At 44.5% G+C, this 25,825-nt stretch carries 36 protein-coding genes; 34 read left to right on the top strand and 2 right to left on the bottom strand.

The annotated features are described in order from the left end of the window. The first annotated feature begins 71 nt into the window (after positions 1–71). The 14 genes from JCM19039_RS26145 to JCM19039_RS00365 all read left to right on the top strand — a co-directional run bounded on the left by JCM19039_RS26145 (position 72) and on the right by JCM19039_RS00365 (position 10,540). Positions 72–788, top strand: a complete 717-nt coding sequence (locus tag JCM19039_RS26145) for an extracellular solute-binding protein (RefSeq protein WP_255343598.1) — start codon at positions 72–74, stop codon at positions 786–788. Continuing rightward, positions 773–1,090, top strand: coding sequence for an ABC transporter substrate-binding protein (locus JCM19039_RS26150; protein ID WP_255343599.1), 318 nt, complete (start codon positions 773–775; stop codon positions 1,088–1,090). Before JCM19039_RS26145 ends, JCM19039_RS26150 begins: the two co-directional genes overlap by 16 nt. A 21-nt stretch (positions 1,091–1,111) precedes the next feature. Next, positions 1,112–1,531 (top strand): ABC transporter ATP-binding protein, encoded by a 420-nt coding sequence (locus JCM19039_RS24095; protein WP_193744100.1) that lies wholly within the window; start codon positions 1,112–1,114, stop codon positions 1,529–1,531. After that, positions 1,519–2,220, top strand: a complete 702-nt coding sequence (locus JCM19039_RS26155; protein ID WP_193744101.1) for an ABC transporter ATP-binding protein — start codon at positions 1,519–1,521, stop codon at positions 2,218–2,220. The genes JCM19039_RS24095 and JCM19039_RS26155 overlap by 13 nt, the downstream gene beginning before the upstream one ends. Then, on the top strand, positions 2,217–3,014 hold the full coding sequence (locus JCM19039_RS24845) for an iron ABC transporter permease (protein WP_238544865.1): 798 nt from the start codon (positions 2,217–2,219) through the stop codon (positions 3,012–3,014). The genes JCM19039_RS26155 and JCM19039_RS24845 overlap by 4 nt, the downstream gene beginning before the upstream one ends. An 80-nt stretch (positions 3,015–3,094) precedes the next feature. Further along, positions 3,095–3,682, top strand: a complete 588-nt coding sequence (locus tag JCM19039_RS24850; protein ID WP_238544866.1) for an iron ABC transporter permease — start codon at positions 3,095–3,097, stop codon at positions 3,680–3,682. After that, positions 3,679–3,966: an ABC transporter permease subunit gene (locus JCM19039_RS24855; protein ID WP_238544867.1), complete on the top strand. Its 288-nt coding sequence runs from the start codon at positions 3,679–3,681 to the stop codon at positions 3,964–3,966. Before JCM19039_RS24850 ends, JCM19039_RS24855 begins: the two co-directional genes overlap by 4 nt. A 15-nt stretch (positions 3,967–3,981) precedes the next feature. Then, positions 3,982–4,755 carry an HAD-IIA family hydrolase gene (locus JCM19039_RS00340; RefSeq protein ID WP_042422734.1) on the top strand — a complete coding sequence of 258 codons (774 nt, stop codon included), beginning with the start codon at positions 3,982–3,984 and terminating at the stop codon, positions 4,753–4,755. Between the two features lie 87 nt (positions 4,756–4,842). Then, positions 4,843–5,514: an AIM24 family protein gene (locus JCM19039_RS00345; protein WP_042422737.1), complete on the top strand. Its 672-nt coding sequence runs from the start codon at positions 4,843–4,845 to the stop codon at positions 5,512–5,514. A gap of 548 nt (positions 5,515–6,062) precedes the next feature. Further along, positions 6,063–6,788, top strand: a complete 726-nt coding sequence (locus JCM19039_RS00350; protein WP_307190101.1) for a cytochrome c biogenesis CcdA family protein — start codon at positions 6,063–6,065, stop codon at positions 6,786–6,788. Between the two features lie 22 nt (positions 6,789–6,810). Then, the gene (locus JCM19039_RS24105) at positions 6,811–6,981 is read left to right on the top strand and encodes a hypothetical protein (protein WP_193744102.1); all 171 of its coding nucleotides are present in this window, start codon (positions 6,811–6,813) and stop codon (positions 6,979–6,981) included. Between the two features lie 52 nt (positions 6,982–7,033). Next, complete coding sequence (locus JCM19039_RS00355) at positions 7,034–7,888, top strand: aminoglycoside 6-adenylyltransferase (RefSeq protein ID WP_042422741.1); 855 nt, start codon at positions 7,034–7,036, stop codon at positions 7,886–7,888. Then, the gene (locus JCM19039_RS00360) at positions 7,872–9,935 is read left to right on the top strand and encodes an ATP-dependent helicase (RefSeq protein WP_052398371.1); all 2,064 of its coding nucleotides are present in this window, start codon (positions 7,872–7,874) and stop codon (positions 9,933–9,935) included. The genes JCM19039_RS00355 and JCM19039_RS00360 overlap by 17 nt, the downstream gene beginning before the upstream one ends. Before the next feature lie 56 nt (positions 9,936–9,991). Continuing rightward, on the top strand, positions 9,992–10,540 hold the full coding sequence (locus tag JCM19039_RS00365; RefSeq protein WP_042422745.1) for a carbonic anhydrase: 549 nt from the start codon (positions 9,992–9,994) through the stop codon (positions 10,538–10,540). Between the two features lie 53 nt (positions 10,541–10,593). Here the strand turns inward: JCM19039_RS00365 and JCM19039_RS00370 are convergent, their stop codons facing one another. Beyond that, on the bottom strand, positions 10,594–11,556 hold the full coding sequence (locus JCM19039_RS00370) for an NADP-dependent oxidoreductase (protein ID WP_042422748.1): 963 nt from the start codon (positions 11,554–11,556) through the stop codon (positions 10,594–10,596). A 198-nt stretch (positions 11,557–11,754) separates the two neighbouring features. Here JCM19039_RS00370 and JCM19039_RS00375 point away from each other — a divergent pair, with 198 nt between their 5' ends. The 16 genes from JCM19039_RS00375 to JCM19039_RS26955 all read left to right on the top strand — a co-directional run bounded on the left by JCM19039_RS00375 (position 11,755) and on the right by JCM19039_RS26955 (position 23,223). Then, a complete protein-coding gene (locus JCM19039_RS00375; RefSeq protein WP_042422751.1) occupies positions 11,755–12,714 on the top strand; it encodes a hypothetical protein in 960 nt (319 codons plus the stop codon). 23 nt (positions 12,715–12,737) lie between these two features. Continuing rightward, entirely contained in the window at positions 12,738–13,292 is a 555-nt protein-coding gene (locus tag JCM19039_RS00380) for a class D sortase (protein WP_238544868.1), read from the top strand. 1,163 nt (positions 13,293–14,455) lie between these two features. Further along, positions 14,456–15,652 carry a class I SAM-dependent rRNA methyltransferase gene (locus tag JCM19039_RS00385; RefSeq protein ID WP_042422757.1) on the top strand — a complete coding sequence of 399 codons (1,197 nt, stop codon included), beginning with the start codon at positions 14,456–14,458 and terminating at the stop codon, positions 15,650–15,652. 10 nt (positions 15,653–15,662) lie between these two features. Further along, entirely contained in the window at positions 15,663–16,079 is a 417-nt protein-coding gene (locus tag JCM19039_RS00390) for a GNAT family N-acetyltransferase (RefSeq protein ID WP_042422760.1), read from the top strand. After that, on the top strand, positions 16,076–17,725 hold the full coding sequence (locus JCM19039_RS00395; RefSeq protein WP_042422763.1) for a YndJ family protein: 1,650 nt from the start codon (positions 16,076–16,078) through the stop codon (positions 17,723–17,725). The genes JCM19039_RS00390 and JCM19039_RS00395 overlap by 4 nt, the downstream gene beginning before the upstream one ends. A 234-nt stretch (positions 17,726–17,959) precedes the next feature. Next, positions 17,960–18,082, top strand: coding sequence for a hypothetical protein (locus JCM19039_RS26160; protein ID WP_255343600.1), 123 nt, complete (start codon positions 17,960–17,962; stop codon positions 18,080–18,082). Next, positions 18,082–18,558 (top strand): CHRD domain-containing protein, encoded by a 477-nt coding sequence (locus tag JCM19039_RS00405; RefSeq protein ID WP_052398372.1) that lies wholly within the window; start codon positions 18,082–18,084, stop codon positions 18,556–18,558. Before JCM19039_RS26160 ends, JCM19039_RS00405 begins: the two co-directional genes overlap by 1 nt. A 198-nt stretch (positions 18,559–18,756) precedes the next feature. Further along, complete coding sequence (locus JCM19039_RS00410) at positions 18,757–19,641, top strand: YitT family protein (protein ID WP_052398373.1); 885 nt, start codon at positions 18,757–18,759, stop codon at positions 19,639–19,641. 13 nt (positions 19,642–19,654) lie between these two features. Further along, positions 19,655–19,978 (top strand): cytochrome c biogenesis protein, encoded by a 324-nt coding sequence (locus JCM19039_RS00415; protein WP_042422769.1) that lies wholly within the window; start codon positions 19,655–19,657, stop codon positions 19,976–19,978. Between the two features lie 11 nt (positions 19,979–19,989). Beyond that, a complete protein-coding gene (locus JCM19039_RS24860; RefSeq protein WP_238544869.1) occupies positions 19,990–20,346 on the top strand; it encodes a GNAT family N-acetyltransferase in 357 nt (118 codons plus the stop codon). Positions 20,347–20,366: 20 nt separating this feature from the next. After that, complete coding sequence (locus JCM19039_RS24865; RefSeq protein WP_238544870.1) at positions 20,367–20,858, top strand: hypothetical protein; 492 nt, start codon at positions 20,367–20,369, stop codon at positions 20,856–20,858. Between the two features lie 158 nt (positions 20,859–21,016). Continuing rightward, positions 21,017–21,457: a GNAT family N-acetyltransferase gene (locus JCM19039_RS00425; protein WP_042422771.1), complete on the top strand. Its 441-nt coding sequence runs from the start codon at positions 21,017–21,019 to the stop codon at positions 21,455–21,457. Between the two features lie 154 nt (positions 21,458–21,611). Next, positions 21,612–22,289: a SagB family peptide dehydrogenase gene (locus tag JCM19039_RS00430; protein ID WP_042422774.1), complete on the top strand. Its 678-nt coding sequence runs from the start codon at positions 21,612–21,614 to the stop codon at positions 22,287–22,289. 156 nt (positions 22,290–22,445) lie between these two features. Next, positions 22,446–22,649 carry a hypothetical protein gene (locus JCM19039_RS26945; RefSeq protein WP_307190102.1) on the top strand — a complete coding sequence of 68 codons (204 nt, stop codon included), beginning with the start codon at positions 22,446–22,448 and terminating at the stop codon, positions 22,647–22,649. Positions 22,650–22,660: 11 nt separating this feature from the next. Then, entirely contained in the window at positions 22,661–22,999 is a 339-nt protein-coding gene (locus JCM19039_RS26950) for an SDR family NAD(P)-dependent oxidoreductase (protein ID WP_307190103.1), read from the top strand. 32 nt (positions 23,000–23,031) lie between these two features. After that, positions 23,032–23,223: an SDR family oxidoreductase gene (locus tag JCM19039_RS26955; protein WP_307190124.1), complete on the top strand. Its 192-nt coding sequence runs from the start codon at positions 23,032–23,034 to the stop codon at positions 23,221–23,223. Between the two features lie 62 nt (positions 23,224–23,285). Here the strand turns inward: JCM19039_RS26955 and JCM19039_RS00440 are convergent, their stop codons facing one another. Next, positions 23,286–24,329 carry an NADH:flavin oxidoreductase/NADH oxidase gene (locus tag JCM19039_RS00440; RefSeq protein ID WP_042422777.1) on the bottom strand — a complete coding sequence of 348 codons (1,044 nt, stop codon included), beginning with the start codon at positions 24,327–24,329 and terminating at the stop codon, positions 23,286–23,288. 137 nt (positions 24,330–24,466) lie between these two features. On the opposite strand from JCM19039_RS00440, the gene JCM19039_RS00445 reads away from it, so the two are divergent. From JCM19039_RS00445 to JCM19039_RS00460, 4 genes are all read left to right on the top strand, one after another. Beyond that, positions 24,467–24,673: a hypothetical protein gene (locus JCM19039_RS00445; protein ID WP_042422779.1), complete on the top strand. Its 207-nt coding sequence runs from the start codon at positions 24,467–24,469 to the stop codon at positions 24,671–24,673. 8 nt (positions 24,674–24,681) lie between these two features. Then, positions 24,682–24,873, top strand: coding sequence for a hypothetical protein (locus tag JCM19039_RS00450; RefSeq protein WP_152550032.1), 192 nt, complete (start codon positions 24,682–24,684; stop codon positions 24,871–24,873). A 132-nt stretch (positions 24,874–25,005) separates the two neighbouring features. Beyond that, positions 25,006–25,398 carry a VOC family protein gene (locus JCM19039_RS00455; RefSeq protein ID WP_042423409.1) on the top strand — a complete coding sequence of 131 codons (393 nt, stop codon included), beginning with the start codon at positions 25,006–25,008 and terminating at the stop codon, positions 25,396–25,398. A gap of 28 nt (positions 25,399–25,426) precedes the next feature. After that, entirely contained in the window at positions 25,427–25,822 is a 396-nt protein-coding gene (locus tag JCM19039_RS00460; RefSeq protein WP_042422782.1) for a hypothetical protein, read from the top strand. Positions 25,823–25,825: the final 3 nt, after the last annotated feature.

Genomic DNA, 25,825 nt, shown 5'->3' on the forward strand with positions numbered 1-25,825 from the left:
AGCCTTTCTGTTTGTTGTGGTCGTCTTTCTTTATTTCTTTTGTCGAAAATTCTATACGAGGGGGAAGTGCATTGAAACAGTTGAAGAGTTCGATGTTTATAACAGGAGTGAGTTCGCTTTTTATTTTATCTGCGTGTGGTGATGGCAGCGGCGGCGATGATGTAGGAACGATCACATTGTATTCTCCAGAAACTCCTGATATGTCGGCGGAATTGGCAGAAGCGTTTGAAGCTGAGTATGGAGGAACGGTAAATGTTGAATATGCAGGAACAAACGTCCTCGTAAATCAAATGCTTGCAGAAAGTGATAATCCACAAGCGGATGTCTGGTACGGCGGTGGAGGATTTATGCCATTCGAGTCTGCGATAGACATGGGCATATTAGAAGCCTATCAACCTGAAGCCGCTAGCGATTGGGAAGTTTACGAGAATGATATTAAAATGAGGCAGGAAGATTGGATGTATACAGGCATTGAATTGTTTGCGCTAGGTTTTGCATACAACCCTGATTTGGTTTCAGAAGATGAATTGCCACAAACGTGGGAAGACCTTCTCGACCCACGCTGGGAAGGGGAGTTGCAAATGCCGAACCCAGCAGCATCCGGAACAGCGACACTCCTTGTATTGAGTCAATTGCTAGAGATGGGTGAGGAAGAGGGATGGGCATACTTTGACGAACTTGTTCAACAGATGAGTGCCATGCCAGACTCAGGTTTAGCGCCAACCAAGCAGCTGCCTCAGGTGAAGCTTCTATTGGCATTGGCTTTGATTTCATGGCGTACCAAATGAAAGATCGTGGAGAATCAATTGATTTCCACGTTCCTGAGTCCACACCGGTACTTGTGAACCCAGCTTCACTTATAGCAGGTGGTCCAAACCCTGAAGGCGGAGAGTTATTTATTGAGTTTCTGTTGTCCGAAGAAGGTCAGCAGATCAAAGCAGATTGGGGTCACATCCCTCTACATCCAGATGTAGAGTCACAAACCCCATTAAATGCGGAAGTGCTGGAAGACCACGCCATGGAACTCGATGTTGACTGGGTGATTGAAAATTATGATGAAGCGAGAAATGAATGGCAACAGAGATACTAGAGTGAAAGAGAGTGGATAACAATGGGGTCTGTAACTGTAAAAGGTCTTGTGAAGCAATACAATGATGTTCCAGCACTAAAAGGTGTAGACCTAGACATTCAAGAAGGAGAGTTTTATGCTCTCCTTGGCCCTTCGGGGTGTGGTAAAACAACGACAATGCGCTGTATTGCTGGATTTGAAGATATAACAGAAGGAGATATTTTTATCGGAGACAAGCGTGTGAACGATGTGGCTGCCAACCGTCGGAATTGCGGAATGGTTTTTCAAAGTTATGCGCTATTTCCTCATTACAATGTGTTTGAGAATGTTGCCTATAGTTTGACGGTAAGAGACCTGTACAAAGGGTCGGTTGGTAATCGTGTGAAGAGCTTCGGAAGGTTGATGAGTAAGAAATTTGGAAAACAACTCAAGATATTCATGAGAAAGTTATGGAAGCTTTAAAAACTGTAGAACTAGAAGACTATGCGAATAGAGGCGTTGGCGAATTATCTGGAGGTCAGCAACAACGAGTCGCATTAGCCAGAGCGCTCGTCATGGAGCCTGCAGTCCTGCTCATGGACGAGCCTCTATCGAATTTAGACAAGAAATTACGCAATACAATGAGAACAACCATTCGAAAAATTCAGCAAGAAGTAGGAATCACTACTATATTTGTTACGCACGACCAAGAAGAAGCGATGAGTATGGCCGATCGTATTGCCGTCATGAAAGATGGAGAAATCATCCAGCAGGCTAGTCCAACAGAACTTTATGGCAAACCGTTAACGCCATTTGTTGCAGATTTTGTTGGCTCTTCGAACATCTATGACGCTGTTCAAGTCGAGGGTCAGAAACTAAAAGTAAATGATGATTTTATTGTGCAAACAAGCTTTCCAGTTACAAAGAAGGAATCGAAGCTGCTCATTCGTCCTGAAGGAGTCGAACTATTACAAAAACCGAATAGGGAACAGAATATCCTTAAAGGGAATGTGACGATGAGTACGTATTTTGGGCCCAGTGTACGCTACGATGTTAATGTTGGCGGCTCAAACATTGTCGTTGAACAAGATTTTCAACCTGGACTTGCTGTCTTTGAACAAGGTGCACACGTGTACTTACACATTCCAGAGGAGAGGGTGTTGCTCTTATGAGTTCCCAACTAGGGACGCAACCTCCCACGAAGAAAAGGAAAGTCAAGAGCAGCAAAGGCTTTGATAGTTTAAAGTTATTAAAGTGGGCTGTTGTTGTTTTTTTCTTTTTGTTTCTCGTCCTACCTTTATTATCTGTCTTTATTGTGAGTTTTACAGGTGAACCAGTAAACATTCTAGGTTCCTTTGTAAATCCAGAGATTTTGTCTACGAATCTTGAACGACTTTCTAACGCCTCTCTTGAACATTATCGAGATTTATTTACGGGCGGGAATGTGTACCTCTCTGCCCTTAATAATAGTCTTCTATTATCAATATTCGTGTCCGTTATTGTGATTGCGATGTGTTTTCCTATTGCCTATGCATTTGCTAGAACGGCCATGCCGTTTAAGAAAACGTTGGCGGCATTATGCACCATGCCAATCATCGTACCCACATTCATTTCGGCAGCAGGTTTTATAATTATGTTTGGTCGTACGGGTTGGGTCACAACGATCTACAACTCCATTCTAGGGACTGAAGGAAGTATCTTTAATGTCTATTCAATGACAGGCATTGTCCTCGTGCAAGTCTTTTTCTTTTTTCCGTTTGCTCTTTGGCCAATGGTTGCGGCATTTAAGATCGCGGATTTATCACTCGAGGAAGCGTCTCGTAATTTAGGAGCCAAAAGTTGGTCAACGATGTTATTTGTGACGTTGCCATTGGCCCTACCCGGAATGATTTCGAGTGCTTTGCTCATCTTTACGGTAAGTTTTTCTGATTTTGGAACACCGATTATTTTGGCCCTGATGGTCTAAACCTAATCGTTGTTGAAGCATATCGTGAAATATCGGGTTTCTTTAACTGGGCCGGGGCATCGATATTAACAGTCATTATGGTGATGGTAGCTGCAATATTCTTCTGGTTGCAACGCCTCGCTACAAAGGGAAAAGATTATGGAACGGTGTCTGGGAAGCCAAAGTCAGTAAAACTAAATGCTAACCGAGCAGTGACGACGTCATTGTTTGTTTTCACAAGCCTCGTCGTTTTGCTTCCTGTCCTCACTGTCTTATCAGTATTCATGCAATCTATTGCAACAACGTGGGGCGCAGATTTGCTGCCGAGGGGATTCACTTTAGAGCATTATCAAACCATTTTCACACGTTCAACCGATAACATTATGAATAGTATTATTTTAGCTGGAGGCGCACTCGTCATTAGCGTCATCGTAGCAACATTAGTGTCTTATTTCGTTGTCAGACAAAATGCGACTAAGCTTGACTTTATTGCTTCCATCCCATTAGTTGTACCAGGCATTGCTTTAGGGATTGCCTTTATTCAAACATTCAACACTGCTCCACTGCAGTTAACGGGCACGGCGTTTATTCTAATTGTCGCGTATGCTATTCGAAGAATGCCTTATATGATTCGTTCAACGATGGGCAGTATGATGGCAATTCGCTCAGATATAGAAGAAGCTCAGTGAACTTAGGTGCTTCGAGGTTACTCACCCTTACGACCATTGTCGGGCCTCTGATGTTGCCAGGAATTGCAGCAGGCTCTATTTTAGTTTTTGTCACCGTTATAAAAGAAACAAGTGTAACGATTTTATTAGCACCATCTGACTGGGCACCAATGAGCTTGATGGTGTTTCAAAATATTCTACGTGGGCAGATGTATACCGCTTCAGCGATGGCGATTCTCATCATTGTCGTTGTACTCGTGTTGCAGATGCTTGCCAATCGAGTAACGAAGAATTCACTTTATTAATCAGGAGTGAAGCTTGTGCAAAGGGGATATGTATTTGATCTAGATGGGACCATCTATTTAGGAAATCAGTTAATTAATGGCGCTGAGGAAGCCATTCGCCATATTAAAGATCGAGGAGACAAAGTCATTTATTTATCAAATAATCCTTTATATTCTCGTACAGATTTTCAAAAAAAGCTGAAGCATTTCAACATTGACGTGACGATTGACGAAATCTACAACTCAAACTATATATTAGCATCTCACTTAAAACAAAGGATGAGAAGTGGAGAAAAAGCATGGGTGATCGGGGAATGGCCGTTGTATGAGGAACTGCAAAGCCAGCAAATTGAGATCACTCACAACCCATTACTTGCCGATGTTGTTATCGTTTCTTGGGATCGGGATTTTACGTATAAGAAGTTGCACCAAGCCTATCAGGCATGGGAGAGAGGTGCAGTGTTTATCGCGACGAATCCAGACCGGACGTGTCCTACCGAAACAGGGCCTATACCAGACTGTGGAGCAATTATTGGTGCTATTGAAGGAGCGACTGGTGCGAAGATTGAAGAGGTTGCTGGAAAGCCGTCTGCGATTGCTGCGGAAGTGATTCAAGAAGCCTTAAATCTTCCTGCATCTGCTTGTTTTATGGTAGGGGACCGTCTAGAAACAGACATTCTCATGGCGAATACATCAAAGTGGAATAGTGTGCTCGTTCTTACAGGTGTTACGACTAAAAAAGCAGCAGAGAACCATCCTATTATACCCACCACAATTTTGGATAGCGTAAAAGAGCTACCCTATATGTAAAGTGTAACTGAAGGTATTTTTCAGAAGAGAACAGGTGTAAAACTACCCTCATTGTGGTATATGAACAATAATTGAGGAGTGGTTGAGTTGAGCAAATATTCGATTAAAGAATTCATTGAACAGACAGAGCAAGAGAATGAAAGCGATGACTATTTTCAACTGGAAACGCCGAGAATCTTGGAAGTGAACTTGGAAGAAATGGTGTGGGCGAAGCTTGGATCAATGGTGTCGTACAACGGTTCCATTAAGTTTGAGCGTGAACGCATGATGGAGCACGGCACAAGTCGAATGTTTAAAAAAGCATTTACGAGCGAAGGCGGCACGCTCATGAAAGCGACAGGTCAGGGGCAGTTGTACCTTGCCGACAAAGGAAAACGCGTGACTATATTAGAACTCAAGGACGACACGATTGCTGTCAATAGCAATGACTTGCTAGCGTTTGAGCCTTCAGTAGAGTGGGACATCAAAATGATGCGCCGGGTTGCAGGTATGATGTCGAATGGGCTCTTTTATGTCGTTTTACAAGGTAGCGGGCTCGTTGCGATTACCTCTCATTACGAACCACTCACAATCCGTGTGAACGAAGATAAACCAATCATGACTGACCCGAGCACAACTGTCGCCTGGTCCGGTCACTTAGAACCAGACATACGTACCGATATTAACTTCAGAACGTTCATCGGTCGCGGTAGTGGCGAATCGTTCCAGATGGAATTTAAAGGGGACGGGTTCGTGATCGTTCAATCAGCGGAAGAATAACTGAGAAGAGGCGTTGTCGAAATGGACAGCGTCTTTTTTGTATATGGAGAGGTGTTCGGTCACTAGATTGTGATGTTCTTCGCCGCATATTTGCACATGTGACGTGAGACCTCTCAATGCTTCATAAACGAATTTTTGAGACGATTGACCGAGCAAAAGTCATCAATCTTGATCTAAATGATCACATAAACTTTGCGAATGGTCACTAAAAATAATAAATGTGACAGTTTCCACCTTAAAGCACCCTGTATGAAAGGGGAGATGTGTCACTTAAAAGAGCGACTCTCTTGCTCCCCAGAAGAATCCCCAGAAACATCCGGTTCAAGCTTTCCCGCAAAACCATGACAATTTGAACCCATCGGTGCCGACATTGTGTTGGCGTTTCGCGCATCGAAAGCAGTTTCGATTCCCCGGTACGATGCGAGCATAGATCTGCTCCTTGACCATGCTGAAACGTCATCCTTTCGTCATGGTTCATGCATTGAACATTGAGTTGTGGACGTGTAGTCTTTAAATTAAGAATAATGAAACGGGGTGTGCGTGGATGGATGAGATTACATTCGGGTTGGCGGGGCTGGCGTTTGTGGCGGGTTTGGTTTCTTTTTTTCTCGCCGTGTATTTTTCCACTTGTGCCCGCGTACATTGCCCAGTTGACGGGCGGTACGATTGCGGATGGTGCTGTACATACGGATCGACGTACGATCATGGTTCGAAGTTCTGGATTTATTATGGGCTTTACCGTCATTTTTTTGTTGCTCGGAGCGTCTACGACGTTCATTGGCCAAGGTTTCTCAATGTATTCAGGGGTGTTGGAGCAGATCGGTGGTATTTTGATTATTATTTTCGGGTTGCAGATGACAGGCATCATTTCTATTCGTGCGTTGTTTACGGAAAAGCGGATTAGGAAACCGAAACGTTCATCTAGCTTTCTCGGTTCATTTGGATTTGGGCTTGTGTTTGCGTCGGGGTGGACGCCATGTGTCGGCATTGTTCTCGCGTCGGTGCTAAGTATTGCTTCTAGTCAGTTAGCGGGTGAGGTGGCGGCAGGCATGGGCATGTTGTTGCTCTATTCAATGGGGCTAGGCATTCCGTTTATCGTTGTGTCCCTCGTCTTCTCGCAATCGATTAATCGGTTAAGCAGCATGAATCGCTGGTTACCTGGCATTCAAAAAGTGAGCGGCGGCCTACTTGTAGTGCTAGGTGTGTTATTGTTTACCGGACAATTCCAACATCTATCCAACTTCCTCGCACGCATTTCACCAGGTTGGTTATAAATTGTAAATTGGAGGTTTTATGATGTTTTCAAACAACCGTGCGATCGAGATTATCGTCATGATTGCGCTTGCCATCGTGGCACTTTTCACGGCTGAGTTTGTGACGTTTATTATGCTCGGACTCATTCTACTGAAGCTACACGACATGCACAAGACAATGGAAAAATCCCAAGAGAATCCTCCTCCGTCCTAAATGTGTTCGATGTTATACTAGAGGTATTGAACAGAACGGACGTGGTACACGGATGCGATCAGTTGAACAGATGATGAACATGATTATACAGGTGGCTGAAGAGGATTCAGGCATTCGAGCGGTCGGGATGAACGGTTCGAGGACGAACCCGAACGCGCCAACCGATCAATTTCAAGACTATGATATCGTCTACTTTGTCACGGATATGAGCACGTATACGAAGCATCACGATTGGCTTCATGTATTTGGTGAGCGCCTCATTATGCAGACGCCTGAAGATATGGAGCTATACCCCCCAGAGCTTGGGGGGCGTTATTCGTTTCTCATGCTATTTACAGATGGAACGAGAATTGATTTGACGATCGCCCCCGCCTCGGAATTGGAAGCGTATGTGGATGAGGACACGCTAACCGTCATGCTCCTCGATAAAGATGAGCGTATCGGTACGCTTCCTCCTCCATCAGAGCGGATGTACTGGGTCACACCCCCAACTGTGCGCTCTTACGGTGACTGTTGCAATGAGTTTTATTGGTTAAGTACGTATGTGGCGAAGGGGCTTTGGCGTGATGAGATTCTCTATGCCCACGATCACTTGCATAAGCTACGGGACGTGTTGATGCAAATGCTCGTGTGGCGAATCGGCCATGATTATGCGTATCGAGTGAACATCGGAAAAAGTGGAAAATACATCCAACAGTATGCCGATGAAGAAGAATGGGCAGGACTCGTCGAAACGTATGCTACGGGTGAAAAAGCGGATGTGTGGCGCGCGCTGGAGCGAAGTTTCGCTTTATTTAGCGCACTATCGGACAAGGTAGCGAAACAAAATCATTATCCGCGTCACACCGATGAAGGTGAACGTGTCGAGGCGTATGTAAGGAGGGGTAACCGTGGATTTCTTCGCTAGAATGCAACAAGAAACGGGGGTTGAATTAAATGACGTCCAAAAGCAGGCGGTGTATGAGACGGATGGTCCGCTTCTCTTACTCGCCACCCCGGGTTCTGGAAAGACGACCACGTTGAACATGAAAATTGGTTATTTGCTGCTGGAGAAGCAAGTTGCGCCATCGTCCATCATGGCGGTTACATTTAGTCGTGCTGGTGCTGAAGATATGTCGGAACGCTTTGACCAGTTTTTCTCCAACATGACGCGCGACCGGGTTCATTTTTCAACGATTCATAGCTTCGCATTTCGGATCGTTCGTGAATACTTTCAGAAACAGCGCCAGTCGTTTCAAGTGATCGAAGGTAAAACCGAAGGAATGTATGAAAAAAGACGGCTACTCGCTCAGCTGTATACGAAGGTGACGGGGAAAAAGCTTACCGAAGATGAAATGGAGTCGCTTGCGACATACATTACGTATGTGAAGAATCGCATGACCCCAAAAGCAGAACTATCTGCAGTCAAGTGCAGCGTGGACGCGGCCAAAGACGTGTACCTTGCCTACGAATCTTTCAAAAAAAATGAAACGGAAACGTTGCTGCTCGATTTTGATGACATGCTCGTGTATGCGTATGAAGTCTTGCAAGTAGACCGTGACATTCGGACGCGCTATCAGAAGCAGTATGCTTACGTACTCACCGACGAAAGCCAAGACAATTCTCTCATTCAGCACGCGATTGTCGAAATCATCGCCAAGCCTCGTAACAACTTGTGTGTCGTTGCGGATGACGATCAGTCTGTATTTATGTGGCGAGGGTCTGATGTGAATCGTTTGCTCGAGTTCAAGCACACGTACCCAGACGCAACGGTCCTTACGATGAACCGAAATTATCGCTCCTCTTCGCAAATTGTGAAAGCAGCGAACACGTTTATTAAAAGAAACGAAAACCGTTATGAAAAGAACATGTACACTGAGAATCGAGAAGCCGCACCGATTTCTTTTCATCATTTCAAAGAAAGACAAGTTCAGATTTCGCACCTCGAGCAGGCTGTGACAGACAATGACAATCATAAAGAGCTCGCCATCCTCTATCGGAACAACTTATCGGCTGTTGCGATAGTCGATATGTTGGAACGCAACCACATTCCTTTCTATATGAAGGAAGTGGATACGAAGTTTCTCCGGCATTGGGTGACGCAAGATGTTTTGAATTTCATGCGCTTCTCCTACCATACCGGCCGTGTCGATGTGCTAGAGAAGATTTATATGAAATTTAACGGCTATATTAAAAAGGTGCAGATGCAGAAGTTAAAAGCGGAAGGCTCGGGAGCGTGTGCGTTTGATCGCTTGCTTCAAGACAGCCCAGAACCGTATCAAGTGAAGCGGCTAAAAGAAGCGAAAAGCCATTTTGAGCAAGTGAACAAGCTGTCACCTGAAGCGGCGATTAAGATCATTGAACAAGAGCTTGGCTATCGAAAGACGATGGCAAAAACGTCAGAAGCGCTAGGATTTAACCTTGAGCGGGCGACGGAAGTATTGGATGCGCTCAAGCAAATTGCCAAAGGATTGCCGACACTAAAAGCCTTTGCAAATCGACTGCAACGACTGGAGCAGATCATGAAAGAATCCAAGTTCAAAAAGCACGATGAGGTGCTCACTCTCTCGACATTGCACCGGTCGAAAGGGCTGGAATTCGACTGTGTGTATGTTGTGGACGTAAATAAAGATGTGCTGCCAACGAAAGAAGATGCCAATGACCCTGCCTTAATGGAAGAAGCGGTTCGTTTATTTTATGTAGGAATTACGAGAGCCCGGGAGCATTTAGAGCTACTCTCATCAGGCACTCCCTCATCGTTCTTTTCACAGTTGAAGTCGATTATAGACGTTCCCGCAGGGGCGTTGAATCATGGGGATTTCGAAGTGAATACCGAAGTAATCCATAATAAATTCGGCAGAGGCACCATCATTGATTACAACAAGGAAAGCGTCCGCATTGACTTCCACGAACACGGCGAGAAAGAGTTCCTCAAACAGTTTTGCATTGAGCGTGCGATCTTGCAAAAAGCATAGCCAAACGATTAGATTCATTGTACGCTTATAGAAAATATAAGGAGGCGGAAACGTCCATGTCACACCTCGAAAAAGTAATGGAATTTAACCGTGAATTCGTCGATGGAGAGGAGTACCTTTCCTATAATACGACGAAATATCCAGATAAGAAGATTGTCATATTAACGTGTATGGACACGCGCCTCGTTGAAATGTTGCCGCAAGCTATGAACGTAGCACACGGAGACGCGGCGATCGTCAAAAATGCTGGAGCAGTCGTGTCCCATCCGTTCGGTTCGATTATGCGAAGCATACTTGTCGCCATTCATAGTCTTGGCGCAGAGGAAGTATACGTTGTTGGGCACCATGATTGTGGGATGGCAAGCCTGAATGCAGAAGAATTGCTAGAGAAAGCAAACGCCGAGAAGTCAACGGTCGACACACTAGAGAACGCGGGCATTGAGCTAAAAACATGGCTCACTGGGTTTGATAGCGTCGAAGACAGCGTGCGAAACAGCGTAAGTATGATTAAAAATCACCCGCTGCTCGAAGAGCGAATCCCCGTGCATGGTCTCGTTATTGACCCGGGCACAGGCAAACTCGAACTCGTCGTAAACGGAGAATAAACGGAAGTGTAATAAGAAATCCGCCGAATTATTCGGCGGATTTCTTTCATTCATTATTGCACGGGTGTATTTTCGTCACGAACGAGCACGATTTTCCCTTTCGTCCGGTTCGTCGCGCTATCCTGATGAGCGTCTCTGGCTCCTTCGACAGACATCGGATACGTATGGGAAAGCACCGGGCTTACTTGGTGTGCGGTAACGAAATCGTTTAATTGCTTCATTTTTTCTTGGTCGGGTTGCATGAACATCTCGTTCACTTGAATGAGCTTTTGTTGCTCGATTTTGATGGTTTCTTCGTCTTGGCTGACACCACCTGCAATGCTCACAGCGACACCGCCGTTTTTAACGTGGCTGATCGCTTTTTTGTAAGGCTCACCGCCAACAGCGTCAAACAATACGTCGAACTCGCCCTCAATCACTTCATCCTGATCATAAGCAATCACGTGATCAGCGCCACGGGCACTTGTGAACGCACGGTTTTTATCACTGGATGTGGCCGTCACAGTAGCTCCAATTGCTTTGGCGATTTGGATGGCAACCGTTCCGACACCGCCACTACCTCCGAGAATGAGCACAGAATCTCCCTTTTGAGCCTGGGCGATATTCATGAGCGCTTCGATGGATGTGAGACCAACGAGCGGAAGCGAAGCGGCTTCAGCAAACGACAGTTCAGCAGGTATATGTTGGAGCAACGCTTCCTCGACTATAATTTCTTCGGCGTACGTTCCATACTCGGTAAGCTCTGGACGAAAATAGACTTCGTCACCCGGTTGCCATTTGTTCACGTACTCACCTGTCTCAACGACAACACCGGCACCATCCCAACCGAGCGTGAGCGGTGGTGTGAACGATAGTGCATCTTTCAAATATCCTTCACGAAGTTTCCAATCGATCGGGTTCACTCCGCTTGCGCGTAGTGATATGCGAACTTCATTTGCGCCAACATCCCGGTCGGGCATATCGACGACAGTGAGTTCACGTTCGTCTCCATAACGATGAATGCCAATTCCTTTCATGTGTAAAACCTCCTAATTAGGGTGTACCCACCTTTCTGTATGCTTACACGTATAGGCGAACATCCAGAATTTTTCGTAGGAAGAAAAAATATTTAAATATTTTCTGAAAAGTAGTGACTTTTTCTGGAAATTCATTATAATAAGATCAGCTTCATATGAAGCCGTTCTTATTACACAATGGGAAGAAGGAAAAAGAAGATGAGGAAAGTCAGTCTTCACGGTAGGGGATTACATAAGAGAGGGGAAAGAAAACGACGTCAATGGAACGCAGTGTCCGCACTTGCGGCTTGTGCAATCGTACCGTTCATGCTTACAGACGGTTATGCGAATGCAGAGTCCGATACCCTGGATGCAGATGCAGCGGAAGAAGAAACGGTCATTGTTGACGTTGAAGAAACCCTAGAGGAATCTCCGGTTATTGAGCAAGAAGTCGTGGAGGAGGAATTTGAGTTTATCGTTGATGAACCCGAATTCGTAGAACCAGAAACAGATCAGGAACCGGTTGTTGAAGAGGGTGTTCTTGAGGAGGAAGATCAGGTTTCAGAAGTTGTTGAAGAAGAGGTTGAAGTACGCGAGCCTGTTGTTGAAGAGCCTGAACCAGTGACGCCTGTCGAAGAAGATCAAGAAGAGAATGTTGACTCAGGTGCACCAGCACCAAGTGAGCCAACCCCGCCTTTTCATGGGGATTGGGAACTGATCGAGGTTGATTATGACTTATGGATTCCAACAGGACCAGCGCCAGACAGCTGGACAGAAGCAGAGGCAGAACGTTGGATCGCCTACTGGGAATCATTAAGTGAAGAAGAGTTAACCCTTTGGTTCTTGCATTTAAGTGAAGATTGGCTGGACTACTTTTTAGAGATGTTATGGTGGTATTATGATTTCGATGACATTGACTGGGATTGGGATGAAGACTGTTGGGATGAAGGAGGCGCGCCGGTTGAAGGAGGCGCTTCACCTGTAAAAGAAGCCGAGCCTGTACAATCACAACCAGTTGCCTATACGCCTGAAATCGTAAAATCAGTAGACTCTACAGTAGAGTCTGGTGGGGAAAGACTTCCGGATACATCGACGAATATATACAACTTTGGCTTTGCGGGATTGTTAGCATTGCTCCTTGGCGCTATGCTTAGATTCCGTCGCGTAAGCGCTTCGTGAGGAAATTTCTCGGGACGACGCTTTTGATTGCGGGTCTCTTGCTTGTCGGGGTTTCAGCTTATGACTGGGCCTCAACCAAGGTGAATACAGACCAAGCACTAGGGGCGGCAGTACAGAATTTAGAAAAAAGTACGGGTGAACTGGATGAAGGAGTAGATGTGGAATTCAGCCCACAGCTAGGCGAATCTGTGGGTGTACTTCGTATCCCCACACTTGACGTTACCCTTCCAATTGTAGAAGGCACCGAAGAAGAGATGCTTGCACAAGGCGTCGGTCATATGACATCAACGGTATGGCCTGGGCAAGGGGAACAAATCTTGTTATCTGGCCATCGAGATACAGCCTTTCGCAATTTCGGTCAACTCCAAAATGGTGATGAATTCATTGTGGATCTCTCGTACGGTACGTTTCAATATGAGATGGTCGACCATGAAATCGTCGATAAAGACGATACGACCATCATCCGCAACATGGGGGAAGAAGTGCTCGTGCTTTCCACATGTTATCCGTTTCAACTACTGGGTGCAGCACCGGAGCGCTATGTAATTTATGCGATGCCAGTGAAAGAGCTGAATTAAGGCAAAGGCAGGTGGCGCATTGCCCCTATTTGGTTGCATGTTAGCGCACTGAAAACGTATAACTGTGTTTCGTTTATAATCAATCGAAGATCCCACATAGACGCTGTCTATGATGGGATTTTCTTTAATAGGGAACCATTTTTTGTTGGAATCCCCACATTGCAAGGCTAGATCCCCACATAGACGGTGATATGATGGGATTCTTACCGATCGCAACGCTCCGTATTAGTGAAATCCCCACATAGATCGGACCAATACGTCGCGTTAACGATTAACTTAGGAAGAGAGAGGTTATTTTTTCAGCGCTCTCCGGCACAAAATTCAGAGGGCTTTCCCTTTTGTTCCGTATAGCCCTCCTGGCCTCACGCTGTCTATGATGGGAAAATACGCGATCGCAACGCTCCGTGTTATTGAAATCCCCACATAGATCGGACCCATAGGTTTGCATTAATGACTAGTGCAAAGAGCGATGCGTTTTTTTCAGTGCTCGCGTGGATTTACTCAAGGATTCGTTTAAAAGTCTCCAGCCTATGATTGAACTTTCTCCAATTTGAGGGCCGATTTAGCTGAAATCTTACCATTGTTTTGTTTATGGTAAAATTCTTCGTTTCTATGGTAGGGTTTGCACTAACAAAGCGCGTAAAAGAAGAAAAATCATTCCATAGGATATACTATGGGAAGATTTAGCCCTGCGCCCTGCTCATGGTTCCAGCAACACGTCGGCGCGAGACGCGCCGAACAGATACCGGTTTCGTTTCGGCCCCGCTGGGGCCGACTGGTTGCTTGCTTCTTAGCATTATATTTGCAGAGGAATTGGAACATCCTGCATAAATCGTAAAATAGGCAAAATGGCACCTAGCACCGCGCTGCCCCTCGTGCTGAAGACCCAACAGCACAATTCAGGAAAATGTAAAGTTCACTCTATTTAGACGCTTTCTATGATGAGAGCGTTTATGTTCGCAATGATCGATACCGTTAAAACCGCCACATATACGAAAGCCCATTGTTCGCAATAATGAGCAACGAAGGGTTTGAGACGTTATTTTTACAGCAACCACTGTATGCCTAATGAAGGTTTCATCACGAAGTGCATGTGCTATTCCTTTCGACAACACCGAGCAGTCTCTTTTCAACCGTGCTATAATGTGCGGTGGGGTGAGCACATGAATCGAAAAGAACAAAAGTTAACCGTGGATGAAACGGTTATTCAACGATTAAAAAGCGGAAATCCGCTACTACATAAAGAAGACTTTGAAGCAACGAACCATGCGTTAACTGAAGGCGATGTGATCCACATCACCGACGACCGGGGGAAGTTTGTAGCCCGTGCGTATTACGGGAAGCAAAATGTTGGGATTGGCTGGGTGCTTTCATTGGACGAGCGAGAAGACATCAACCCATCATTTTTTCAAAATAAAATTGAAGAAGCTGTCCGTCTTCGAAAACGATCGTATGACGATGAAGAGACGACCGCTTTTCGTGTGTTTAACGGTGAAGGGGACGGAATTGGAGGACTCACGATTGATCGATATAACCACCACTACGTCGTGACGTTTTTTAGTGAAGGCATTTATACATTCAAAGATTGGGTCATTGAATCTTTACTCACACTTGATGATGTGACCGGCATTTATGAAAAGAAACGTTTTGCGACAGACGGCAAATATACGGGGGAAGATGATTTTGTTGCGGGTACGCCGGCAGAATTTCCGATGCTCGTGAAGGAGAGCGGTATGCACTTTGCCGTGAACCTAAACGATGGGCCGATGACAGGAATCTTTCTCGACCAGCGTGAAGTCCGAAAGCGAATTCGCGATCATTATGCTTACGACAAACACGTATTGAACTTGTTCTCATACACCGGCGCATTTTCTGTCGCCGCTGCTCTAGGTGGAGCAACGAAAACGACGAGTGTTGACCTCGCAAATCGAAGCCTCGAGAAAACAGAAGAGCAGTTTCTCGTTAATGGCATTCCGACCGATGATCAGAACATTGTCGTCATGGATGTTTTTCGTTACATGTCATACGCAAAGAAGAAATCACTCAACTTTGACGTCGTCGTTGTTGATCCGCCGAGCTTTGCGCGCTCAAAAAAGAAAACGTTCCGTGCGGCCAAAGATTACCGAGCCATGTTGGAAGAAGTGATTGCAATTACGTCCGCAAACGGGGTCATTGTTGCATCCACGAACGCAAGCAACGTATCGTTGAAGAAATTCAAAGGGTTTGTGCAAGATGCGTTTCAAAACAGCAACCAAGCCTATGAACTACTGGAAACGCGCGGTGTGCCTGAAGATTTTAAGACGAGCGGCGCATACCCTGCAGGCAACTACTTGAAAGTCCTATTCATACAAAAGAAATAGGGGGCAACACGTGAACATTTACCATACAGCCAACGAACCAGAAGCCGGGGTACTAGAACTGCACGAACAAATATTCGGAGACTGTTTACAAGATCGTTTGTCAAAAAAGCCCGCAACAATCACGACCGTAGCGACGAGCGGTGATCGGGTTGTCGGGTACAAAATCGGTTATCCACAAAATGACCGTACATTTTATAGCTGGCTTGGCGGTGTAGATGAACGAAGCCGTGGACAAGGCATTGGGAAGCAACTTATGAAAGCCCAACACGAATACGTAAAACAACACAAGTATACGACAGTAGAAACGAAAACGATGAACAAATGGCGGGGGATGCTCATCCTCAACATCCAGTCAGGCTTCATGATTTATGGCACCCACCTAAATCAAGAGGGAGAAGTGATGATTATGCTTAGAAAACAGTTATGAGTGTAGGCATAAGAGCGATTATCGGTCTAATTCTCGTATTCGGGTTCTCTGTACTGTTCTCCGTTTCTCTCATTGAGCTGGCGTTATTTCTCGCAATATTTGTATGGGTACCTGTTCTTCTCCACTACATCGTCCCTCTGTCCACCGGCATATCGGCGGATCGGTGGCTCATTCAGGCGGGGCGCTGGTCGTTGCTATTTGCCGTCGCTGGAGGTCTCGCTGTTGTGCTTGAGAGCACAATTCTTGCTGGAATTTGGCTCGTGTTCACACTCGTGATTGGCGTACTTGGAGTTTTACGACAACTTCGCTACGGATTGTTTCTGAGTGAGGAAATGCTCATCAATCTTGCACTCGTTTACTTGCCGGTTGGTGGCGGTTGGCTCGTGTTATCCGTATCTGGAGCGTCGTCATGGTTGCCGTACTCTGACGTCATTGTATGGCTCACAGCTGTCCATTTTCACTATGCATCCTTTTTATTGTTGATCATTGCCGGACTGTACGTCAGACACTTGCGACAAAAGCGGTCCGTCCCGATCGTTTGGCCGCCCCTTGCAAGTATGCTCGCCATCGGTCCGGTGCTAATAGCGATCGGTATTGATCAAGGGCCACCACTGGAATTTTATCTTGTCGTCTTTTATTGGCTCGCACTCGCTGGATTCTCGGTCTGGTGGTTCATTGATGCAACACGTCGAACGGATTTGACCGGGTGGGTTCGCGTCGTAATGTCAAGTGCTGCGCTCGTATTTTTATGTACGTCTAGTTTTAGTGTGCTGTACAGTTACGGGTTATACACCGGCACAATGATTGTGGACATCCCGTGGATGGTGACTTGGCACGGGGCAATCAATGCGACCGTATTTTCCCTCTTAACGGTGCTCGTTATCTGGCAAACACACGCTCGTCCAGATGTGCGTACGATCGAAGTCAGTCGATTGCGAACCCGTGGATATGTCGGCGACAAACCGATTCAAAGCGGCGATTGGCCCGCTGGAACACATCGCGCGAAGCTTGTTCACGACTGGCATCGTTTCGTCGGGGATTTAGAAACAATGCACCCGAACATTCAGAAGTTCTATGCCGACCCACAGTCGTACAACATGCACGCCGATGTACAGTGGGCAGGCTGGATTCGTCCTTTAAAACCAATGGTTCACGCCATCACTCGGCGCATGGGGCAATTGAACGTTCCTTCTGGTAGAGTGGAAATGACCGGTCGCGTGCTTCCGATTGATCCAACAGAAGACGGTCGACTCTACGCGAGTGCGTGGCTCCGTCGAAATGCGGCAACCGAAGAAGCCATTTTCACTGCCGTATACAGCATGCAACATCGGGCGAACCATTCATTTATGAACATCGCTTTGCCCTTACCCTTCGGGACAATGACCGGTATATTGCGACCGGCAAACGACAACACAGACGGATTCATCCTATCTAGCCGACCCGTTGAAGGCGAAGAAGGCATCTATTTGACGTTCGGACGACTCACCGTCCGCACACCATTATATGAGACATTTCACGTTCAAGCACTTGAAGAAAATAGACTGCAAGCCAAACAACAACTCACAATATTCGGCATACGCTTTCTGACAATTCACTACCGATTACACGAAAAACGAGCCATCAACGCTTCTGCTGAAGAAGCGTAATGGCTTATACATTTGTTAAATTGCTCGAAGCTTTGTGAGCACACTTTCGACAACCTTCCCCGCCCTCTCCTCCCCACTTACGTGCTTTTCCCAATAATTTACAACTTTTTTCTTAAATGAGTGATCCATTGTCGTGAATCGTTCGTTATCTAGGTAAGAGGTTACATATTGGCTGGTGAATGTGTGCGATTAGCCGAGTGTGATTTCACTAAATTCAAAAGGAGCGATATTACGATGAAAAAAGCAATGGTGTTTCCATTGGCTGGCGTGTTAGCTGTCACTGGATTTGCTGGAACAGCTTCAGCCGATCACGAAGGCCGAGAGTTTTTAGTTGAACTTAGCCTGAGAATGAAGTGATGGACGTTGAAAGCGACGCAATGGGAGAGGCGCATTTTGAGGTAAGTGAAGACGGAGATTCATTAGAATACTGGATTCACGCGGAACATTTGTACGGAGCAACGGCGGGTCACTTGCATAGTGGCGCTGCGGGTGAAGATGGACCGGTAGAATTATTCCTTTTTGAAAACGATGAGCCGATGGATTACAACGGTGACGTGGCTTCAGGTACGTTATATGCTGACGACCTCGTCGGAGATTTAACGTGGGAAGAATTCTCAATGGCGCTTGTCGCTGGTGAAGTTTATGCGAACCTTCATACCGAAGAATACCCAGAAGGTGAGATTCGCGGACAGTTAGATGAGTATGCACAAGACGCGGCAATGGAGAAAGCGAACATGCCGACAGATATGCCGCAAACGGGGATGGGCGGATCAAGCTCAGGAAATTGGTTCGCGTCTATCTGGGCGAATATTACAGGGTTCTTGTTTAACTAAACACGTGCAACACATGAATGAAACGCAACCGTCGGGAAGCACTAGCTTCCTGGCGGTTGCGTTTTTTTTATTTTGCGACCGTTCTCTTTGCTAGCGGCAAGGCACCATGTTCGTTTCTGTTAAAATGAATAGGGGGATTCCGTCTACATATAAGAGGTTCCGTTACGTAGACACGTCATTACATGTGGAGGTTTTTTTATGAAAAATATTTTACTCATTTTTTTAGGATCAATTGTAATTGCAGTTAGCATTTCATTTCTCGGAATGCCAAATGGAATTGCTGATGGCGGACTCATTGGGATTGCCCTTCTTCTTTATCACGCTTTTTCTTTTTCGCCTGCCGTCGTTAATTTCATCGGCTTTATCATTATTCTGCTCGTTAGTTATAAGCATCTTTCGAAGTCAGTATTAATGAAAAGTTCACTCACGGTCGTTTTGGTTTCCTTCTTCACCTTTTTGACTGAGTCGTTTGGTGAGCCGGTTGGAGACGGATTGGTAGGCGGGATTTTTTATGGCTTTTTTATGGGGATTGGGTTTGCGATTATTCTTTATGCAGGCAGTTCCATCGGTGGGGGATCGACCATCGCCCTCGTATTAAAAAAGAAGTTCGGTTGGAATGTTGTTCTCGTCACCTTTATTTCTGATGTAGTTGTTGTATTAGCCGGTGTTATGATTATCGGTGTATTGAACACACTCTATACGATTATTGGGCTGTTTGTCGGTAAGCTGACGACCGATTATATTATTGGAGGTGTTGATTCTAAGAAGGCGTTCAACATCATCTCACCAAAAAATGAAGAGATTGCTCAAAGAGTGACCGAAGAACTTTCTTCAAGTGCGACATACATTAAGGGGTCAGGCGTTTACACAAATAATGAACATCATATTCTCTATATCATCGTCAAAAATTATACCGTCGTAAAGTTTAGAAAGATTATTAGTGAAGTGGATAGCGATGCCTTTGTCGTCGTTAATAATGTGAAGGACGTGTCTGGAGGTACGTTTTTTGTTAACAAAGAGCCCGAGCCTCAACTTCAAGTAGAAGAAAGCCAAGAAGAAAATCAAGAAAACAAAACGGAGTAAGAGGAGATGAATCATGGAATTTACGTACGTAAAATTTGAAGTGTTAATTCCGGAGGAGTATATTCATAAGCTTCGGGATGAATTAAACGATGCGGGTCTTTTAAATGTTGGTCATTATGATCATGTATTGTCTTATGTTCATGTAAAAGGCTATTGGCGTCCGTTACAATCATCAACTCCTTATCGTGGCACGAAAGGAAAAGTTTCTTTTGGAGAAGAGTGCCGAGTAGAGTTTACGTGTAGTGCTGATCGCGTCGAAGTAGCGAAGAGAATTATAAAAAATATTCACCCGTATGAGGAGCCGGTTATCCATGTTTTGCCGCAATTCACAATCTAACAAGTATGGAGGTGATTTCAATTCAAGATCATCTAGAGATATGTAGGTTTGACAAATCAGATATTCAAGGTTTAATTGATCTTTCTGAATCTGTTGGTTGGGATTATGACAGGAGCGAAATTGTTACAGTTTTAGAGTCTGGAGCCATTTACGGGCACAAAAACGTGACTGGAACAATTGTTTCAAGCGCTGCAATTATTACATATAATTCGTACATAGCTTCAATCGGTATGGTCATTGTGAACCCTAGCTATAGAGGGATTGGACTAGCGAAAGAGGTTACGAAACGGTGTATGGATTCAACAGCTCAGCATACGAAGGTTATGCTTATTTCCACGGATGAAGGAAAGCCATTGTATGAGCGTTAGAATTTAAGACGGTTGATTTTGTGCATAAGTATATAAGCAATAAGTATGTTCCACTTAAAATAGCAAATGCAGAAAATATAACGATTGAGAATGTTGAAGAGCGAGATTTAGAAGAAATTATTCAATTAGACGCCGCGGCTTTTGGAGATCAAAGAGGTCAATTTCTCATGACTAGAATCAACCAAGCCGAACAATCTTTAGTAGCAAGAAATGAACAAGGTGAAAAGGTAGGGTTCGGCCTATCTATTTTAGGGTCAGAGAATTTGTTGATTGGCCCCATTGTTGCGGCTGATTCAATTACGGCAATCCGGTTAATCCATGAACTTGCGCGTCTCCATACAGGGAATTTAAGGATTGACGTGCCGGCAAACACGATTGATCATATTAAAGAATCACTGCAACAAAGTGGATTTAAGAAGGTGAGAACCCCTGAACTCATGATCAACAATGCCGACCAAATGCCCCAAAGAAGCGGTCAACTGTATGCCATTGCAGCACAAATCTTTGGGTAGTGCTCTTACGTGAAAGATATGTCTGGTGGTACGCTTTTTTTATCTGGGAGCGAAACGCTACTTCACGAAGAAGAGGGACAGAAAACTACCCATAACATCAACCTGTTTTCTGGAAGCGTGTAAAGGGAGACGACTAACAATCAATGGGGGAGGGTCAATTGAAAATTAGAAAAGCGGCTCAAGGTGACCAACACCGATTAACAGAAATAGCGATCTCATCAAAAACCTATTGGGGCTACTCAGAAGAATTCATGTCTTTATGTAAAGATGAATTGAAAGTTAGCAGAACAGATATTCAATCAAAACTAGTTTATCTTCTAGAGGATCGAGAAATCAAAGGGTTTTATTGCCTATCCATAGAAGACAAAAGATTGGAATCATTGTTTGTGCATCCTCAGTTCATCGGCCAAGGAATTGGGAAATTACTATGGGTGGATCTATTACAGAAGGCCAAGGCATACCAGTTAAATCGCTTTCAGTTGGAAAGTGACCCATTTGCAGAAAGTTTTTACGTGCGAATGGGCGCAATTAAAGTCGGAAGTGTTCACTCCGAGGTATTTCCTGGAAGGAAGCTACCAGTAATGGAGTATATTGTGTAAGCTTCATTCTATAAAGAGAATGATCGTTAAGGTCAGGCACATTGAAAACCGTGGGCATCCTGGATGAATTCTTTGTTTGGGATGTCATTCAATTCGATCGATAGAATGGGCTTCGTCTGTCATAAACAAATAGACTAATGGAGGTGGATCGAGATTGAGCAATAGTTATGAGCGTTATCATCAAGCGTCTAGTTGGCCACCTGTTCAAAAAGATGAACATGGAGAAAGAGTCACTGATGAAACGTATCGGCATGTTATCCCTTTAAAATATGATGAAAATATCGTTACGAAACTATCAAATTGTATTCTTGCGAGGAAGAGCAAAAAGGCGATAGAGATCCATCCTGAAATGGACATCACTCATATCGGTACGCTATTAAAGTGGGCAGTAGGTGTTCATGATGATGAACAACACCGAAGAGCATACCCTTCGGCAGGGGCGCTATATCCCAATGAGATTTACGTTGCGGTTAAAGAAGCGAAGAATATTGAAAGTGGGTTGTATCAATATTTATTAAAAGATCATGCATTAGCTTGGGTGAGCAGACATCACGAAATTGAGGATGCATTTGTTCAAACAGACATAGATTTTAATGTGTGCGTTATTGTAGCTGCTGATTTGGCAGAATCGACGAGATGTTATGGAGAACGGGGGTATCGATTTTGTTTGCTAGAAGCAGGTCATATCGTTCAAAACATTATGTTGGTTGCAAGTGCGCTTCATCAATCCGTCGCTCCAATCGGTGGGTTTAAAGATGACATCATAAATGAAAAGATATTACCTGGCAATAAAAATCTCACTGCATTCTATTTAGTGCCTATCGGAAGGTAGAAGCGGCACCAAAAAGGATACTCAAATGATGAGTATGTATTAAATATTGAAACTCAAAGGAGAATTCATATGGCAACGATTGATAACGATGTAAAAAGGGAAATTTCACTTTTAGGACGTGCCTAGTTGTTCGTCCCGATTTTAAGGGGGTTCGTTATGGAATCAATGAATAGAAAAGTAGCCATCGTGACGGGCGCGAGTCGCGCAAGCGGCATTAGTACGGCCGTTTGCCTTTCTCTTGCAAAAGCAGGAGTTGACGTATTTTTTACACATTGGACGGCATTTGATCGGATAGAGGAAATGGGGAAGAGCGTGATTTCCCGGACAAATTATGTGACAAGATTAAAAGTTTTGGCGTAAGAGCAGAACATTTGTCTCTTGATTTAAGTGTAGACGAGGCACCCGCTACGCTGTTAAACAAAGTGAAAGAAACGTTAGGACCTGCGAGTATTCTAGTTAATAATGCGACGCATGAATCGCCAACGGATTTCCGTAATTTGAGTATTGATCTTTTAGATAAACATTACCGAGTGAATAATCGAGGAACATTGATGTTATCTGTTGAGTTTGCAAAACAATATGAAAAATCATTTCAAAACAAGCACGAAGGTAGAATTATTAACCTTGTTTCTGGAGGACTAGACCCTAACAATATAGCGTACATTGCGACGAAGGGAATGACCATTGCCATTACTGAGCCTTATCTGTAGCACTTCTTCCATTAGGAATCACTGTTAATTCAATCAATCCTGGCCCGACGGATTCAGGGTGGATAAACGAAGACACGAAACGTCACCTGCTCGCTCAATTTCCTGCCGATCGAATAGGAAAACCTGAAGATGTAGCAAAAGTGATTGCCTTTTTAACGAGTGATGATTCCTATTGGTTAACCGGACAAATGATCCGCTGTGAAGGTGGTTTTTTAGGGAAGTAGGCTCTGGATGCTTCTTTACAAAAAATGATACGGGAGCAAATGAGGCTTGCTCCCGTACGTGCTTATCGAATTGCCCGACCATACTGTTTTGGAGGGGTGACGTGTTTATGAATGTCTTTAATGGCGTGCATTGCCCAATAAGGGTCATTCAGCATCCCACGGGCAATGGCTACTAATTCAGCATCCCCATTTGAAAGAACAGATTCTGCCACTTGTGGGTTTTCTAGCCTTCCTACTGCGATGACAGGTACATTGAGTGTGTCTTTAAATTTCCTAGCATAAGGCACTTGATATGCAGGGGTGTTCAATGGTTTCATTTCTCCTGGCAAACCTTCACCACCTGTGGAGATGTGGAAGAGGTCTACGCCTGCGTCTTGATACTCTTTTGCTATTTTTATGGAATGATCGACGTCATACCCACCATCAATATACTCAATGGCTGAAATCCGCATAATTAAGGGCATCTGTTCTGGCATAACGGATTTTACAGCTTTTATAATATCCACACCAAACTTGGATAAGTTTCCGTATTCATCTGTACGGTTGTTAATACTAGGTGACATAAATTGGTGAATCAAATACCCGTGCGCACCATGCAACTCAATCGTATCAAACCCTGCTTTTACGGCACGCTCTGCCGCTTCTTTAAAACTTGATATGATTCGTTTTACTTCATGTGTCTCCAATGCTCTTGGAGGAGTTAATGTGCCATTCTTCGTTTCTTCTGGAATAACGTCAACTGGAATGTTCGATGGGCTAACGGGTTGAGGAGCATCTTCGGCTTTCCGGCCTGCGTGTGCAATTTGAATACCCATCTTCGTGCCATGCTTATGAACTTCCGTAATGATTCGTTCGTACGCAGGAATTTGAGCATCGTCCCATAAGCCTAAATCTTGATCCGTAATTCGTCCGTCAGGCTCTACACCCGTCATTTCCATAATCATAAGACCTGTACCACCGACAGCTCGTGATACGTAGTGCACAAAGTGCCAATCATTAGGAGCCCCATCTTCGGCATCTACCGAATACTGGCACATCGGAGGCATAACAATCCGGTTTTTTAGCTTTAGACCTTTTAGCGTATAAGGTGTTTGTATGAGAGACATTCAATCACTCCTGTCATTTATTTGTTTGCGCACGCAAATATATACCCGTATGATAGAATTATAAACAATCAGTGTATTTTTGCAAGTATAGCGGTTTATATGGCTAGCACATGAGTTTAAGAATGGAGGTGGAGGAAATGAACATTATTGATGCTTGGATGAACTATTCGAAATTTCATATGAGAATCTTAAAAGCAATGAATCACACATTAATGGAAGAGTATCAATTAGGAATGAATGATTTTTACTTGCTTTACTTCCTTGGAGAAGCTGACGAAGGAGAATTGCAACAGTCGCAATTGCAAACATTGATGGAACTAAGCCAAGTGCGCTGTCTAGAATGATTGTGCGGTTGATCAAATATAAGCAATTGAACATTATTGAAAAGCATTCCCTAGATCATGATAAAAGAGGATATGCGATTCGCCTAACAAAAACGGGGAAAGAGTTATTAAACCAACTTCATAGCACGTTAGAACAAAAGCTAAATCACTCGTTAACGGAAGAAGACTTGGCGCATGTTCTTTCGTTAAGCAAACCGTGATGGACGACCAGTGTGTGGAGAGAGTTACTTCATTGGGGATCGTACACTTGATATGCTGGGATATACCATAGAGGAATGGCTTCACCGATTAAGCAAACGAAGCAAGGAATACGACAAGTGGAGGTAACCATTTTGGACGAAAAATTAGTAAGAGTTGGAACGACGTACATTCCCGTAACCGATGTTGAACGATCAGCCCGGTGGTATACAGATAAATTAGGCGCAAACCTCACATATATAGATGGGGATAAAGCAATAGTAAACCTTGCTAATCAAAGTATGTTCTTAGTGAAGTCAAGCGAAGGACAAACGTCTAATTTTATTGATGTTTATGGTGAGGAATGTTTTTCTTTAACATTTGAAGTAAACGGATTGGAATCGTTAAAAACTTTGCATAAAGAATTCAAAGAGAATGATATTAAGGTTGGACACATTGAAAACCGGGGCCATGCTGGAAGAAATTTTGTGTTCTTTGATCCAAATGGGAATAAATTTGACGTATGGAGCGAGCTTCGTATGTCATAAACAAGCGATTTGTGGAGGTGATCTGGGAGTGAATCCATTAACGAACGTCACAATGACCATTCCGAAGGGGTGTGATAATGCCCCGCGAAAAAAGATTGTCATTGACTTAATCGTAGCTTTTTTAGCGGGGGACGGGGGTACGATTCGTACGAATGTGAGCGAATCGGCTGTTTGGATCAACATTGCAACGAGTGAAGAGTTACGTGGCGTCGATCAGATTGTGGACCGTTTGGATGAGAACGAACAACAGTTGACTGACGTTGAGGTTTCATCTGTCATTACGCACGGGAAATTTGCATCGATTGATGGCGTTGTCCATTATGAAGACGATTCTGCTCTTTATTTTTGTGAAGTGCTTACCTTTACGAGCGCTTCCAACAAAGGTATGGTCAAAGAGATCAAATCGTATCATTTGCTGAAATGACCC

The sequence above is a fragment of the Geomicrobium sp. JCM 19039 genome (assembly GCF_000698145.1).
Classification (GTDB): Bacteria; Bacillota; Bacilli; order Bacillales; family Marinococcaceae; genus Geomicrobium_A.